Here is a 15554-nt window from a genome sequence, read left to right as displayed (position 1 = left end):
CGGAATTTTTCTGGACCAACGCGAGGCCGCGGGCGTGCCAGGCCAACCGCGGCCTTCCCCGCCCGGCACGCGCTTACTGCGGCGAGCCGGCCACCGCCACGATCTGGCCGGTGATGTAGTTCGACTCGGGCAGGCAGAACAGGTACACCGCGCCGGCCGCTTCTTCCGGCGTGCCGCCCCGGCCCAGCGGGTTGCGCTGCGCGTGCGACTTGAGCAGCTCGGGGTTCAGGCCCACGCGGATGTCGCGGCCTTCGATGTTCACGGTGGCGCCGGCCTTGGCGTCGGCGTTGGTCATGCGGGTGTGGATCAGGCCGAAGGCCACCGCGTTGACGTTGACCTTGAAGCGGCCCCACTCGCGGCTCAGTGCGCGCGTCATGCCGATCACGCCGGCCTTGGCCGACGAATAGTTCATCTGGCCCGCATTGCCGTTCAGCGCCGAGGTCGACGAGACGTTGACCACCTTGCGGTACACCTCGATGCCCTTTTCCTGGTCGGCCTGCGCCTGCGCCTTGATCACGGGGTAGGCCGCGCGCAGGATGCGAAAGGGCGCCGTCATGTGGCAGTCGACGATGGCGTGCCACTGTTCGTCGGTCATGCGCTGGATCACGTCGTCCCAGGTGAAGCCGGCGTTGTTGACGATGATGTCGATGCCCTTGAAGTGGTCCATCGCCGTCTTGATGTAGCGCTCGGCGAAATCGGGCGCGCTGACGTTGCCCGCGCAGGCGACAGCCTCGGCGCCGTTCTTCTTCAGCAGCTCGACCGTTTCCTGCGCCGGGTCGGCGTCCAGGTCGTTGACCACGATGCGCGCGCCCTGGCTGGCCAGCTTCAGTGCGATGGCCTGGCCGATGCCGCGGCCCGAACCGGTGACCAGTGCCACCTTGCCGTCGAGAGTTCCCATGTGTCTGTCTCCAGAAATGAATGAAGGGGTTGATGGATGTTCAGAGCGCGACCACGGCGTCGCCCACGATGCGGACCTCGCCGTACTGGTTGCGCGTTTCGATCTCGAGCCGCACGCGCTGTTCGCCGTCCACCTCGAACTTCTCGACCACGCGGCCTGCGCAGGTGATCTGGTGGCCCAGGTGCGTGATGCCGGTGAAGCGCACGCCGAAGCTGCGCAGCCGGCGCTGGTCGACCCACTGCGTGAGCAGGCGTCCCAGGTAGGCCATCGACAACATGCCGTGCGCGAACACGTCGGGCATGCCGGCCTTGCGGGCGTAGTCGATGTCGATGTGGATCTGGTTGTGGTCGCCCGAGGCGCCGGCGAACAGGGCCAGCGTGGTGCGGGTGATGGGCGGCAGTGCCAGCGGGGGCAGGGCGTCGCCGACCTGGGTGGTTGCAAGGGAAGGGGTGTGCATGGTCGTTGCCTTCATGCGTTCTTGTGAACGAGGATGGAGCGCAGGTCGGCCACGTGCTCGCCGCGCTGGTTGGTGACGCGCGACTTGCGTTCCACGAAGCTCAGTGCGCCGCCTTTCTTGTCGTAGATGTCGGCGATGTGCGTCTCGAACTGCAGCGTGTCGCCGGCGTAGGCCATGCGGTGGTACGCGAAGCTCTCCTCGCCGTGCAGGATGCGCGAGGTCACGATGCCCAGCGTCTCGCGCCAGGCGTTCGAGGGAATCTGGAACTCCAGCGAGAACAGGAAGGTCGGCGGCAGCGGCAGGCCCGGGTGCCCGGCGTCGCGCGCGGCCGATTCGTCCAGGTACACCGGGTTGGTTTCGCCGATGGACTTGGCGAAGAAGCGCAGCTGCCCCGCCTCGGCCGTCGCCTGGTAGACCGGCAGCTTCATGCCGATGTGCTTCTTGTCGATCATGTTCAGGCCCTCTTGTAGATCGTCACGACGCCGGCGCCGCCCAGGCCCAGGTTGTGTTGCAGCGCCACCTTGGCGCCTTCGACCTGGCGCTTGTCTGCCGTGCCGCGCAGCTGGTGCGTGAGCTCGTAGCACTGGGCCAGGCCGGTGGCGCCCAGCGGGTGGCCCTTGGACAGCAGGCCGCCCGAGGGGTTGGTGACCCAGCGGCCGCCGTAGGTGTTGTCGCCGTCGTTCACCAGCTTCTCGCCTTCGCCTTCGCCGCACAGGCCCAGGCCTTCGTAGGTGAGCAGCTCGTTCTGCGCGAAGCAGTCGTGCAGCTCGATGACGTCGATGTCCTTCGGGCCCACGCCGGCCTGCTCGTAGGCCTGCTTCGCGGCCAGGGCCGTCATGTCGAAGCCGACGACGCGGATCATGTCCTTGGCGTCGTAGGTGCTGGGCAGGTCGGTGGCGAGCGACTGGCCGGCGATCAGCACGTCGGTGCGCAGGCCGCGCTTGCGGGCGAAGGCTTCCGACACCACGATCGCCGCGGCGCCGCCGCAGGTGGGCGGGCAGGCCATGAGGCGGGTGATGACGCCGTCCCACAGCATGGGCGCATTCATCACGTCCTCGGTCGACACCACGTTGCGGAACACGGCCAGCGGGTTGTTGGCGGCGTGGCGGCTGGCCTTGGCACGGATGGCGGCGAAGGTCTCCAGCCTGGTGCCGTACTTGCGCATGTGCGCGCGGCCCGCGCCGGCGAACTGGCGGATGGCCGAGGGGATCTCGGGGTGGCCGACCAGCTCGTCCACCACCTGGGCGGCGCGCTCCAGCGCCGGTGCGCGGTCGTCCCAGCGCGACTTGAGCGCGCCCGGGTTCATCTGCTCGAAACCGAAGGCCAGCGCGCAGTCGACCGCGCCGCTTTGCACCGCCTGGCGCGCCAGGTACAGGGCCGAGGAGCCGGTGGCGCAGTTGTTGTTCACGTTGAGCACCGGGATGCCGGTCATGCCCACGCGGTACACCGCCTTCTGGCCGCAGGTGGAGTCGCCGTAGACGTAGCCGGCATAGGCCTGCTGCACGTCGCTGAATTCGAGCCCGGCATCGGCCAGCGCGCTGCGGATGGCCTGCTCGCCCATCACGTCGTAGGGCTCGCTGGTGCCGGGTTTCTTGAAGGGGATCATGCCGACGCCGGCGACGAATACCTTGTGTGTCATGGGGTTCCTTGGGTGGTTCGAATCAGAGCTTTCGCGCGATCAGTTCGCGCATCACTTCGCTGGTGCCGCCGTAGATGCGCGTGACGCGCATGTCGACGAAGTCGCGCGCGATGGGGTACTCCAGCATGTAGCCGTAGCCGCCGTGCAGCTGCACCATCTCGTCGAGTGCCTTGCCCAGCGTCTCGGTGGCGAAGAGCTTGGCGATGGCCGCTTCTTCCAGCGTGAGGCGTCGGCGCATGTGCTCGCCGATGTAGTGGTCGATCAGCGTGCGCACGGCCACGGCCTGCGCCTTCACGTCGGCCAGCTTGAACTTGGTGTTCTGGAAGTCCCACACGGTCTGGTCGAAGGCGCGGCGCTCCTTGACGTAGGCCAGCGTGTTCTCCAGCGCGCGTTCCAGCCGCGCGGCGGCGCCCACGGCGATGGTGAAGCGCTCCTGCGGCAGCTCGCCCATCAGGTAGGCGAAGCCCTTGCCTTCCTCGCCCAGGCGGTTGGCCACGGGCACGCGCACGTTGTCGAAGAACAGCTCGGCCGTGTCCTGCGCGTACTGGCCCACCTTCTCGAGCTTGCGCCCGCGCCGGAAGCCCGCGCGCGTGGCCTCGACCGCGATCAGGCTGATGCCCTTGGCACCGGCGGCCGGGTCGGTCTTGCAGACCACGAGGACCAGGTCAGCCGTGAGGCCGTTGCTGATGAAGGTCTTGCTGCCGTTGATGACGTAGTGGTCGCCCTCGCGAACGGCGGTGGTGCGCACCGCCTTCAGGTCGCTGCCGGTGCCGGGCTCAGTCATGGCGATGGCCAGGATGACCTCGCCCGAGGCCGCGCCGGGCAGCCACTTGCGTTTCTGTTCCTCGGTGCCGGCGCGCAGGATGTAGGGCGCGATGATGTCCGAGTGCATGCCGAAGGCCGGGCCGCTCACGCCGGAGCGCGCCACCTCTTCGCTGAACACGGCGGCGTGGCCGAAGTCGCCGCCGCCACCGCCGTAGTCCTCGGGCAGCGAGGCGCACAGCAGGCCTTCGCGGCCGGCCTTCAGCCAGGTCTCGCGGTCGACCTGGCCGGCGCGGTCCCAGTCGGCCTGGCGCGGCTTGCATTCGCGTTCCAGGAAGCGGCGCACCGTCTCGCGGTACATCTCATGGTCGTCTCGAAAGACGTTGCGGGTCACGTTCACGGATTTGTCTCCTGAGGGGCTCGTGGCAAGACCCAAAGGTAAATCCGGGGGGGCGGGGGACCACCACTCCCGATGGGGGGCGGGTTGACCCGAAGGGGGAGGGCTGCGTCAGTCCGGCGCGGTGGTGGCGCCGGCGTCCCACCCGAGGTCGCGCACGCGCGCCACGGCTTCGTCGCGCCCGGACACGCTCAGCTTGCCGTAGATGCGGCTCAGGTACCACTTGACCGTCTCGGGCGACAGGCCGAGCGCGCGCGCGATCTTCTTGTTGGGCATGGCCTGGGCCAGCAGGCGCAGCATCTCGACCTCGCGCTCGCTGAAGGCCTCGAGGCCGGCCGGTGCCGCAGCGGCTGCACCGGCTGCGGCGGTGTTGCCGGTGCCGTCCGCGGGCGTCTCGGGGCGGGTGCGCACGGCCAGCAGGCGCTCGACGTAGAAGGCCAGCACCGGATCGAGCGATTCGGTGCGCGCGAGCTCGTCGAGCATGCGGCGCGCCATCGGGTCGGCATCGACGATGCTGCGCAGCAGGCCGAGCCGGTGCCCGCGCCGCAGTGCGTCGCGCAGCTTGCGCCGGGCGGATTCGCCGCCCCCGCGCTGGGCGTCGAGCGCCGCGCCGCGCACCAGCAGGTGCACCACGCTGCGCTGCCGCCCGCGCGCCTCGCACAGGGCGAGCAGGTCGGCCAGCTGCGCGGCGGCGCGTTCGAAGTCGCCCAGCGTCACCGCCAGCCGGATGCGCGCGCGCTGCGCCACTTCGCCGATCTCGCCGGTCGACCCCGCGGCCGGTGCCGCATGGCGCGCGTCGATCGCCTCCAGCCGGGCCAGCGCCGCCTGCGCGGCCGTCAGCTCGCCGCACAGCAGGCGGCAATGCACTTCGTCGGCAAACCGGTGGGCCAGCAGCCGATCGAGCCGGTGGCGCGTGGCGTAGGCCTCCAGCCGCTCGAGGTGGGCGAACGCAGCGGCCGTGTCGCTGGCCTGCCAGGCGGCCGCGGCCAGCACCCGGTACACGCGCAGCACGGCATCGGGCATGGCGATGCGCTCCAGCATGCCGACCTTGTCCTCGAGCAACGCGCGGGCCTGGCGCGAATCGTCGAGTTCGTAGAGCACGTCGGTGAGCAGGCTGAGCGCGAGAAAGCGCGCATCGGCGCCGGCCTTGCCGGCCTGTTCGGCTTCGGCCGCCACGGCGCGCAGCACGCGCTCGGCCTGCGTCATCTGGCCTTCCATCGCATAGCTCAGCCCGACCAGGCAGCGCCCCTGCAGGCTGCCGGCGGCGGTGGCCACGAGCGGTGCGCCGTCGACCATCAGCGGCGGCGCCTCGCGCTGCACGCGGCGCGCCTGCTCGTAGGCGCCTTGCTGGATGTGGAGCCACGACAGGATGTTGTGCCGCACGCCGACGGCCAGCGGATCGGCGTCGGGCGGCACCTGCAGCAAGGGAGGCAGCATCGCGAGCGCGGCCTCGGTGTCGTCGCGCTGCAGCGCCTGCGCGGCCTGCAGCGCCGCGACGTGGAAGCGGTGCGCGACCGCATCGGCTGGCAGGTCGCGCGTGAGTTCGTCGAGCGTGCGCGCGCAGGCGTCGAGGTCGCGCTCGAAGAACTGCGTGCGCACCAGCCACAGCCGCATGCTGAAGCTGCGCTGCAGCTGCTCGGCCGGCAACTGGCGCAGCAGCATCGCCAGTTCGCGGCGCTCGCCGCGCACGATGAGCGACTGCGCGCACTGGTCGACCAGCGCCGCGGCCTGCGCCGGATCGCCCGACTGCACGGCATGGCGCACCGCGTCCTGCAGCAGGCCCCGGTCGCGAAACCAGGTGAAGGCGCGCGCGTGCACGGCCTGCCGCGCGGGCTCGGCGAGGGCGGCGAAGCGGGTCAGCAGCGCGTCGCGCAGCAGCGGGTGCAGGCGCAACCAGGTCTCGCCCGGCGGGTGCTCGAGGCGGTCGACGAACAGGTCTTCGCTCTCCAGCCGCAGCAGCAGCGTGGCCACGTCGGCGACGGTGTCGGGCGCGTCGGCGAGCGCGGCGCACAGCGGTGCGCACAGGCGATGGCAGGGCGCCGCGCGCACGAGCAGCGCGACTTCGCCGGGCGACAGGTGGGCGTACACCTCCTGCTCGAAATACCGGGTCAGGGCCGTTGCATCGCGGGCCGGCAGGCCGGCGAAGGGCTGGCCTGTCGAGGTGCTGGCGGGGGAGCGCCGCTTCCTTTTCCAGTCCAGTGCAAAAAGGCGCAACCCGGCCACCCAGCCTTCGCTGAGTTCGTGCAGGCTGCGCGCGGTGCGGGCATCGACGTCGTCCAGGTGCGACTTGAGGAACTGCGCGCTCTCCGCCGCCGTGAAGCGCAGGTCATGCCGGTCGAGTTCCAGCGTCTGGGCCTGGCTGCGCAGCCGCTCGAGCGACAGCCGCAGGCGTCCGCGCGAGACGAGCACCAGGTGCAGGCGGGGCGGGGCGTAGTCGAGCAGCCACTGCAGCGCCTCGAGGACCGCAGGGTGGCGCAGCCGGTGCAGGTCGTCGAGCACCAGCACCAACTCGCGCGGGGAGGCCGCGATGGCGCGCACCAGCGTGATGACCTGCCGCTCGATCGCATCGGGGTCGGCACCGAGGTCGGGGGCGGCAGGCCACGCCGCCGTTTCGCGCACCAGCACCGGATCGACCTGCGCCACGGCGGCCAGCAGGCCCGCGAGGAAGCGCGCGGGGGCGTCGTCGGCGGCGGTCGGCGCGAACCAGGCGACGTCGACATCCATCGGGACCAGCGCCCGCCGCCAGGCCGCGATGAGCGTGGACTTGCCGGCGCCCGCCGGCCCGGTGACGGCGACGCAGCGCAGCTGCCGCGCCGCGTCCAGCCGCGCCAGCAGGCGCTCGCGCCCGACCGCGACGGCACCCGGGCGCCGCGCGGCCTCGGGCAAGGCGGGAGGGGGTGGGACCGGCATCGCGGTCGATTGTGCAGCAGCGTGGCGGGGCGACCCCACCCCCTGCGGGTGGGCCGGGGCACGGTGCGCGAGAATCCACGCCGATGCCGACCCTGCCCGCCGAGCGCCCGAAACACAACGATGCGCAGCCCGTGTCCGGATCGCTTCCGCGATCCGCCGGACTGTTGCTGTCGCGCGAAACCTTGCTCGCGCGTTTGTCCTTGTCTGCGTCGGCGCCGCACCGGCTCGTCGTCGTTCAAGCGCCCGCGGGCTGCGGCAAGACCTCGCTGCTGCAGCTGTGGCGTCGCGAACTGGTGGCGACGGGTTCGGAGGTCGCCTGGGTCGCGCTGGGCAGCGACGACAACGACATCCCGCGGCTGGTCGACGACCTGTTCGCGGCGCTGGAGGCGATCGACCCCGCCATCACGCGCGAGGCGCGGCTGCTGGCCGGGCGCGGCAGCGATGCCGAGGCGGTCGAGCGCATGGTCATCGCGCTGGTGCAGGGCATCGCGGCCAGCGGGCGCGACATCGTGCTGGTGCTCGACGACGCGCACCATCTGCACGGCGGCGAGGCGGTGCACGCGATCCAGTTGCTGGTCGAGTACGCGCCCGCCAACCTTCGCTGCGCGCTGGCCACGCGCACCGCGCTGCCGCTGTTCCTCGCGCGGGCGCGCGCCGCCGACCAGGTGCTGCAGCTGGGCCCCGACGACCTGCGCTTTTCGCGCGACGAATCGGCCGAGTTCCTGCGCGGGCGGCTGTCGGGCGCCGACGACCGCATCGCCGAGCGCCTGCATGCGCTGACCGACGGCTGGCCGGCCGGGCTGCAGCTGCTGAGCGTGGCGCTGCGCCGCCGGCCGGGCGCGCTGCCGGCGCAGCTCGAGCGTGTCTGCGATCCCAAGACTTTTTCCGCCTACCTCGAGCACGAGGTGCTGTCCCGCCTGGCGCCGGACGAGCTGCGCCTGATGGTGTGCTGCGCGGTGTCGTCGCGCTTCAATGCGTCGCTGGGCGCCGCGCTGCTCGGCGAAGCACAGGCCGCGGCGCGCTGCGCGGCGTTGCTGGGCCGGCTCGCAGGCGAGGGGCTGTTCATGACCCGCGCCGCCGGCGCGGACGACCCGGCCGCGTGGTGGCGCATTCATCCGCTGCTGCGCGACGTGCTGCGCGCCCGCTTCGAGACCTGGCCGGCGCCCGAGCGCCGCCGCGTCCATGTCGCGGCCTGGCACTGGTTCGCGGCCGAGGGCCTGCACCACGATGCCGTGCGCCATGCGATGCAGGCCGGCGAGGCCGACGCCGCCGTCGAGCTGGTCGAGGGCTGCGCGAGCGACCTGTTCGTGCGCGGCGAGCTGCGCCAGCTGGTGAGCCTGGTGCGGCTGCTGCCGCCCGCGCTGCTGCGTGAGCGCGCCGGGCTGCGCCTGTGGATGGCCTGGGTCGAGGTGTACGAGCGCCGGCTGGCCGACTGCGCGCGCACCGTCGCCCAGCTGCGCATCGACCTGGCCGACGCCCCGCCCGCCATGCGCTACCGGCTCACGCTACTGCGTGGCCTGCTGGCGGTGCAAAGCGACGACACGCTCGGCGCCATGGCGATCCTGCAGGAGCTGCAGCACGCGCCCGAAGGGGCCGACGGCATCGCGCGCGCAGGGCGGCGCAACATCCTGAGCTGGCTGTACATCTACCGGGGCGAGTACGAGCGCGCGCGCCGCATCCAGCTCGACGAGGAGCCGCCGCTGGTCGAAGGCCAGGTGCTGCATGGCACGCCGTTCGGCGCTCTGGTGGGCCGTTGCCTGGTCGGGCTCGCGCACGGGGTCGAAGGCCAGATGATCCAGGCCGAGCGCATCTACCGCGACGTGCTGTTCGAGGCCGACCAGCGCGGCGGCAGCTGCGTCGACGCCGCCTGCATGGCGGCCGGCCTGCTGGCCGAGGTGCTGTACGAACTGAACGACCCGGTCGCCGCGGCGCACCTGATCGAGCAGCGGTTGGACGTGATGGAGCGGGTGTCCATTCCCGACACGGTGGTGCGCGTGATGCTGGTGCTGACGCGCGCCCACGGCATGGCCGGCCGCCCGCTCGACGCCTTCGCCCACCTGGAGCAGGTCGAGGACTACGCACAGCGGCTCGGCCTGGACCGTGTGCTGGCCTACTGCCTGCTGGAGCAGTTCAAGCTGCACGCGCAGCGCGGCGAATCCGAGGCGGCGCGCCAGTGCATGGCACGGCTGGACGCGCTCGATGCGCGGCACGCGGGTGTCGAGTCCGAAACCCTGAGCGAGATCATGGTGGTCGCCGAGCGCGCGCGCATCCGCCTGGCGATCTGGGACGGCGATCTGCACGGCGCGCTGCGGCGCATCGACGCGCTGTGGGTCCTGTGCGAGCGGCGCGGGCGCATCCGCCGCCTGGCCTACCTGCACCTGCAGGCGGCCGTGCTCGAGCGTCGGCTGGGCCGCGACGACGTGGCGCGCGAGCGCACCCGCGAAGCCCTGCGCATCGGCCACCGGCTGGGCCTGGTGCGCTCGCTGCTCGACGCCGACCCCGACGCGCTGGCGCTGATCGAGGCCGTGGGCAACGAGCCCGGCACGGACCCGCTGCTGGCCTTCTACGCCCGGCGCGTCCAGGCCTCGGCCCGCCTGCCGCAGGCGAACGCAGGGGGCGGGCAGGGCGCAGGCAGTGACGCGGCCCGTACCGCCTCGTTCGAATTGCTGAGCCCGCGCGAGACCGAGATCGTGCAGCTGCTGCAGCAGTCGATGCCGAACAAGAAGATCGCGCGCGCCCTCGGGGTGTCGCTCGACACCGTGAAGTGGCACCTGAAGAACGTCTACGGCAAGCTCGGCGCGACCGGGCGGGACGACGTGGTGCAGCGGCTGCGCGCCGCTGCGATGAAGACCGGCGCCCCGTAGCCCACCCCACCCGGGTTTTCCCGAGCCGCCCCACAGGGGTGGGGTGTTCGCCGCACCGAACCGGATGATGACCTCCAGCGCGTCGCGTCGTTCCTGAGCGCGACAGCGACTTCCAGGAGACGCATCCATGTCCATTCGATATCTTCCCTTTGCCGGTGCGGTCCGCGCGCTGCTTGTCGGCGCCGCGTTCGCGGTGTGCGCCCAGGCGCAGGCCGCCGGCTACCCCGAGCGCCCCGTGCGCATCCTCGTGGGCGTGCAGGCCGGCGCCAGCACCGACACGCTCGCGCGGCTGGTCGCGCAGAAGCTCGGCGACCGGCTGGGTCAGCCCTTCATCGTCGAGAACCGCACCGGCGCGGCCACCCGCATCGGCATGGAGACCATGGCGCGCGCACCGGCGGACGGCTACACGCTGGGCCTGGCGAACGCGGTCTCGACCAGCTTTCCGCTGATGTTCGACAACTTCCCCTTCGTGCCGGGAAAGGACTTCGTGCCGGTGTCGATGGTCGGGCGCGCGCCGTCGTTCCTGGCCGTGCGCAGCACGCTGCCCGTGCGCAACGTGGCTGAGTTCATCGCCTACGCGAAAGCCAACAGCGGCAAGCTGAGCTTCGGCTACGGCGGCGCGGGCAGCAACCCGCACGTGGCCGCGCTCACGCTGGTGCGCTCGCTCGGCGTGAAGGCCATCGGCGCGCCCTACAAGGGCAATGCGCCCACGGCGCTGGCCGTGGCGGCGGGCGAGGTCGACTTCGCGATGCTCGAGTACGCCGCCGTGCGCCCGATGGTGGAGCGCGGCAACATCCGCCTGCTGGCGGTGACCGAGCCCAAGCGCTTCGCGCTCACGCCCGACGTGCCCACCGGCGCCGAGCAGGGCCTCACGCGCGAGATCGAGGGCATGACGCCCTGGTTCATGTGGCTGGCGCCGGCGGGCACGCCCAAGCCGGTGGTCGAGCTGCTCAACCGCCACGTCAACGAGATCCTCAGGCTCCCCGAGGTGCAGCAGCCGCTGCGCGCAGCCGGCATCGAGCCCGAGGGCAGCACGGCCGCCGCGGCCACCGACTACTTCCTGGGCGAGCGCGCACGCATCACGCGGCTGTCGCAGGAGCTCGGCGTGTCGTTCAAGGAATGAAACGAAAGAACCCCATGGCATCCGACACCGAGATCCTTTCCCTGCGCGAATCGCGGCTCGTCATCGACGGCCCGGTCGCCGAGTTCTCCCACCAGCGGCCCGGCGCGCGCAACGCGCTGTCGATGGAACTGCGCGCCGACTACGCCGAGATGCTGGCGCGCGTGCGCGAGAACCGCGCGCTGCGCGTGCTGGTGCTCACCGGCTCGGGCGGCAGCTTTTGCGCGGGCGGCGACGTCAAGGGCATGAACGAGCGGCTGCAGGACCCCGACCCCGAACGCAATTCGCCCGACGCCACGCGCCGCCGCCTCATGGACTCGCAGCTGTGGCTGACCCAGCTGCGCGAGCTCGACCTGCCGGTGATCGCGGCGGTGGACGGTGCGGCCTACGGCGCCGGCTTCGGCCTGGCGCTGCAGGCCGACTTCATCCTGGCGTCGACGCGCGCGGCCTTCTGCATGTCGTTCGCGCGCATGGGCGCGGTGCCCGACTACGGCGCGCTGTACACGCTGCCGCGCATCGTGGGGCTGGCGCGCGCCAAGGAGGTGATGCTCACCGCGCGCCGCATCGGCGCGCAGGAAGCGATGGCCATGGGCTTCGTCCATGCGGTGCACGAACCCGAGGCACTGCCGCAGGCCGCGCGCGACTTCGCGCACCGGCTGTCGGCCGGCCCGCGCGAGGCGGCCGCCATGACGCGCAGCCTGCTCAACAAGAGCTTCGAGACCGACTACGCCACGCTGGCCACGCTGGAGGCCTGCGCGCAGGGCGTGGCCATGGCCTCGGCCTACCACGCCGAGGCGGCGGCGCGCTTCGCACGCGGCGAGCCCGGCCTGTTCGACTGGGACCGCGACAGCGCCGCGCCGCAGCAGAAATAGAACGAGAAAGAGCACCCCATCATGTCCCCTCATGCATCCACCGCCGACCTCGAGGCTTTCCGCGCCGAGGTGCGGCAGTTTCTGGACGAAGCCATTCCCGCCGACATCCGCGCCTCGGTGCGCGCGCACTGCCTGGTCACGCGCGACCAGGCCAGCCGCTGGCAGCGCATCCTGCATGCGCGCGGCTGGGGCGCGCCCGGGTGGCCGCGCGAACACGGCGGCCCCGGCTGGTCGCTCGTGCAGCAGGCCGTGTTCCGCGAAGAACTCGCCGCCAGCGACGCCCCGCGCTACGAGAACCTGGGCATCGACACCATCGGCCCGACGCTGATGCGCCACGGCACGCCCGCGCAGCAGGCCCGCTTCCTGCCGCGCATGCTGTCCTTCGACGACTACTGGGCACAGGGCTACTCCGAGCCCGACGCCGGCTCCGACCTGGCTTCGCTGCGCACGGCCGCGCGGCGCGAGGGCGGCCACTACGTCGTCAGCGGCACCAAGATCTGGCAGAGCTACGGCCACTGGGCCAACTGGGCGCTGGTGCTGGTGCGCAGCGACGCCGGCGCGGCGCGCAAGCAGGACGGCATCTCGGTGCTGCTGATCGACCTCGAATCGCCCGGCGTCACCGTGCGCCCGATCCGCTTCATGAACGGCGCGCAGTTCCACGTCCAGCTGTTCTTCGACGACGTGCGCGTGCCGGTCGAGAACCTCGTCGGCGTCGAGCATGCCGGCTGGAGCGTGGCCAAGGGGCTGCTGGTGATCGAGCGCCTGTTCGTCGCGCGCGTGGCCGAGTGCAAGGCCGACCTGGTCGAGACCGGGCGCATGGCGGCCGGGCGCGGACCCGGCGGCGCCTCGCTGCTCGAACAGGACGTGTATGCGCGCCGCTTCGCCGAGCTCGACGTGCGCGCCCGTGCGCTCGACGCCGCCTGGTGGCCCGCCGTGCGCACGGTGGAGGCGGGCGGCGACGCGGGCCTGGAGGCCTCGCTGCTCAAGCTGCAGGGCAACACGCTGCTGCAGGACCTGCAGCAGCTGCAGCTCGAATTCGCCGGCCTCGAGGCGCTGCCTTGCGATGCCGGCGCGATCGAGGGCGTGCCCAACCCCGCGCCGTTGTCGCCCACCCATGCGGAAAACCTGGCGCTGCATGTCTGGCGCTACCGGGGCATCACGCTGGGCGGCGGCACGTCGGAGGTGCAGCGCGGCATCGTCGCCAAGGCCATCTTCGGCGGACAGAGCGCGCTCGACGGCGATGCCGGCGAGCCGCTGAACGACGAGCAGGCGATGCTCGACGCGGCGCTGCGCCGCCTGCTGGCGCAGCGCTACGCCTTCGAGCACCGCCAGCGCGTGCTGGCGGACCACGGCGGCTTCGACGCGTCGTTCTGGCAGGCATTGCATGAACTCGGCATCGGCAGCCTGTGCGTGCCCGAACGCGACGGCGGCTTCGGCGGTGGCGCGGTCGAACGGTGCGCCGTCATGGAAGCGACCGGCGAGGCGCTGCTGCTCGAGCCCTTGCTCTGGAGCACGGTGCTGGGCGCGCAGCTGGTGAGCGACACGCCGCCTTCGCAGCTGCGCAGCCGCCTGCTCGACGGCCTGGCCGAGGGCACGATGCGCCTGGCGTTCGCGCACGGCGAAGGCAACGGCGTGGCCAATGTCGCACGCGTCGACACCCTGGCGCGGCGCCACCGCGACGGCTGGCGCCTGAGCGGCCACAAGCGCTTCGTGCTGGGCGGCGACGGCGCGCAGACGCTGCTCGTGAGCGCGCGGCTCGAAGACGGCGGCCTCGGCCTGTTCGCCTGCGATACGGCAGCAGCGGGCGTGGCTCGGCGCAGCTACCGCCTGCACGACGGGCGCGGCGCCTGCGATGCCGTGTTCGACGACGTGGCGTTGCCCCTCGACGCGCTCATGGCCGGGCCCGAGCGCGCCGGCGAGATCATCGAAGAGGCCGTGGCCTTCGCCACCCTCGCGCTGGCCGCCGAGAGCGTCGGCGCGATGCGGCGCGCGCTGGCGCTCACGGTCGACTACCTGCGCACGCGCAAGCAGTTCGGCCGTGCGCTGGCCGACTACCAGGCGCTGCAGCACCGCGTGGTCGAGCACTACCGGCTGTGGGGGCAGGCGCGCACGCTGGTGCGCGAGGCCGCGCAGGGCTGGCCCTCGGTGTCGCCGCAGGAACGCGTGCGGCGCGTGAGCGCGGCCAAGTACGCCGCCGGCCTGGCGGGCCGCGCCATCGCGCTCGACAGCCTGCAGCTGCACGGCGCTATCGGCCTGCAGGACGAGACCGCCATCAGCCACTACGCCAAGCGCCTCACGGCCAACGACGTGCTGCTCGGCGATGCCACCTTCCATCTCGGCCGCTTTGCCGCCGCAGGAGCCGCGACCCCATGACCTCCCGCCAAGAACCCGCCCGGGGCCAGGGCCCGCTGGCCGGCCTGCGCGTGCTCGACATCGCCACCGTGGTGGCGGCGCCCTCGGCCGCCGCGCTGCTGGCCGACTACGGCGCCGAGGTGCTCAAGATCGAGCTGCCCGGCGTGGGCGACGGCTGCCGCGCCTTCCCGCCCTTCAAGGACGGCAAGGCGCTGTGGTGGAAGGTGACCAACCGCAACAAGAAGCTGATCTCGCTGGACCTGCGCAAGCCGCGCGGCCTGGCGCTGTTCAAGCGCCTGCTGCCGCGCTTCGACGTGCTGATCGAGAACTTCCGACCCGGCACGCTCGACCGCTGGGGCCTGGACCGCGACACGCTGTGGGCGCTGAAGCCGGGCCTCGTCATCCTGCGCGCCACCGCCTTCGGCCAGACCGGCCCGTACCGCGACCGGCCGGGCTTTGCGCGCATCTTCGAGGCCATGGGCGGGCTGACCTACATCTCGGGCGAGGCCGACGGCCAGCCCATGCATGCGGGCTACCCCATCGGCGATTCGATCGGCGGCCTGTTCGGCGCGCTCGGCGTGATGACCGCCCTGTGGAAGCGCGCGGCCCACCCCGAGGCGCCGGGCGAGGAGATCGACCTGTCGCTCACCGAGGCCATGCTCAAGCTGATCGAGTTCCTGCCGATCAAGTACGACCTGCTCGGCGAAAGCCACGAGCGCTCGGGCAACACCAGCCAGTACGCGGCCCCCACCGGCGTGTACCGCACGCGCGACGGGCAGTGGGTGTCGCTGTCGGGCAGCACCAACGCGCTGTTCGCGGCCAACTGCCGCGCCATCGGGCGCGAGGACCTCTTGGCCGACCCGCGCTTCGCCAGCAACCCGGCGCGCTGCGCGCACACGGCGGAACTCAATGCGCTGTTCGCCGACTGGTTCCTGGCGCACGATCTGGACGAGGTGCTGGCCTCCTTCGAGCGCCACCAGGGCACGCTGGCGCCCATCTACTCGGCGCGCCAGATCGTGGAAGACCCGCAGGTGAAGGCGCGCGGGTTCCTGTGCAGCGTGCCCGACCGCGACTTCGGCGAGGTGCGCATCCAGGGCGTGGTGCCGCGCTTCCTGCGCGACCCCGGCGCCATCCACACGCCCGGCGGCGCGATCGGCGAGGACAACGCCGAGGTGTTCGGCGAATGGCTCGCGCTCGATGCGGACGAGCAGGCGCGGCTGCGGGAAGAGGGCGTGATCTGAGGAGGGGCGCCACGCGCCCCATGCCTTGCACTGGGCGCGTGT

At 72.0% G+C, this 15554-nt stretch carries 11 protein-coding genes; 5 read left to right on the top strand and 6 right to left on the bottom strand.

The window, feature by feature from the left end:
* Positions 1-73: 73 nt before the first annotated feature.
* The 6 genes from AC3WQM_RS04760 to AC3WQM_RS04735 form a co-directional block, all read right to left on the bottom strand.
* A complete protein-coding gene (locus AC3WQM_RS04760; protein WP_492677137.1) occupies positions 74-898 on the bottom strand; it encodes an SDR family NAD(P)-dependent oxidoreductase in 825 nt (274 codons plus the stop codon).
* Between the two features lie 40 nt (positions 899-938).
* Positions 939-1355 (bottom strand): MaoC family dehydratase, encoded by a 417-nt coding sequence (locus AC3WQM_RS04755; protein WP_492677136.1) that lies wholly within the window; start codon positions 1353-1355, stop codon positions 939-941.
* 11 nt (positions 1356-1366) lie between these two features.
* The gene (locus AC3WQM_RS04750; protein WP_492677135.1) at positions 1367-1807 is read right to left on the bottom strand and encodes a MaoC family dehydratase N-terminal domain-containing protein; all 441 of its coding nucleotides are present in this window, start codon (positions 1805-1807) and stop codon (positions 1367-1369) included.
* A gap of 2 nt (positions 1808-1809) precedes the next feature.
* Entirely contained in the window at positions 1810-2994 is a 1185-nt protein-coding gene (locus tag AC3WQM_RS04745) for a lipid-transfer protein (RefSeq protein WP_492677134.1), read from the bottom strand.
* A gap of 22 nt (positions 2995-3016) precedes the next feature.
* Positions 3017-4156: an acyl-CoA dehydrogenase family protein gene (locus AC3WQM_RS04740; protein WP_492677133.1), complete on the bottom strand. Its 1140-nt coding sequence runs from the start codon at positions 4154-4156 to the stop codon at positions 3017-3019.
* 108 nt (positions 4157-4264) lie between these two features.
* A complete protein-coding gene (locus AC3WQM_RS04735) occupies positions 4265-7063 on the bottom strand; it encodes a LuxR C-terminal-related transcriptional regulator (protein ID WP_492677132.1) in 2799 nt (932 codons plus the stop codon).
* A gap of 83 nt (positions 7064-7146) precedes the next feature.
* On the opposite strand from AC3WQM_RS04735, the gene AC3WQM_RS04730 reads away from it, so the two are divergent.
* The 5 genes from AC3WQM_RS04730 (at position 7147) to AC3WQM_RS04710 (ending at position 15512) form a co-directional block, all read left to right on the top strand.
* On the top strand, positions 7147-9927 hold the full coding sequence (locus tag AC3WQM_RS04730; protein ID WP_492677131.1) for a winged helix-turn-helix domain-containing protein: 2781 nt from the start codon (positions 7147-7149) through the stop codon (positions 9925-9927).
* Between the two features lie 127 nt (positions 9928-10054).
* Positions 10055-11050: a Bug family tripartite tricarboxylate transporter substrate binding protein gene (locus AC3WQM_RS04725; RefSeq protein ID WP_492677130.1), complete on the top strand. Its 996-nt coding sequence runs from the start codon at positions 10055-10057 to the stop codon at positions 11048-11050.
* Between the two features lie 14 nt (positions 11051-11064).
* Complete coding sequence (locus tag AC3WQM_RS04720; protein WP_492677129.1) at positions 11065-11919, top strand: enoyl-CoA hydratase/isomerase family protein; 855 nt, start codon at positions 11065-11067, stop codon at positions 11917-11919.
* Between the two features lie 21 nt (positions 11920-11940).
* On the top strand, positions 11941-14292 hold the full coding sequence (locus AC3WQM_RS04715) for an acyl-CoA dehydrogenase family protein (RefSeq protein WP_492677128.1): 2352 nt from the start codon (positions 11941-11943) through the stop codon (positions 14290-14292).
* Entirely contained in the window at positions 14289-15512 is a 1224-nt protein-coding gene (locus tag AC3WQM_RS04710; protein ID WP_492677127.1) for a CaiB/BaiF CoA transferase family protein, read from the top strand. Before AC3WQM_RS04715 ends, AC3WQM_RS04710 begins: the two co-directional genes overlap by 4 nt.
* The last annotated feature ends 42 nt before the right edge of the window (positions 15513-15554 follow it).

The organism is Variovorax sp. FW301-JW7, from assembly GCF_058788795.1.
This window is presented reverse-complemented; position numbering and strand designations above follow the sequence as displayed.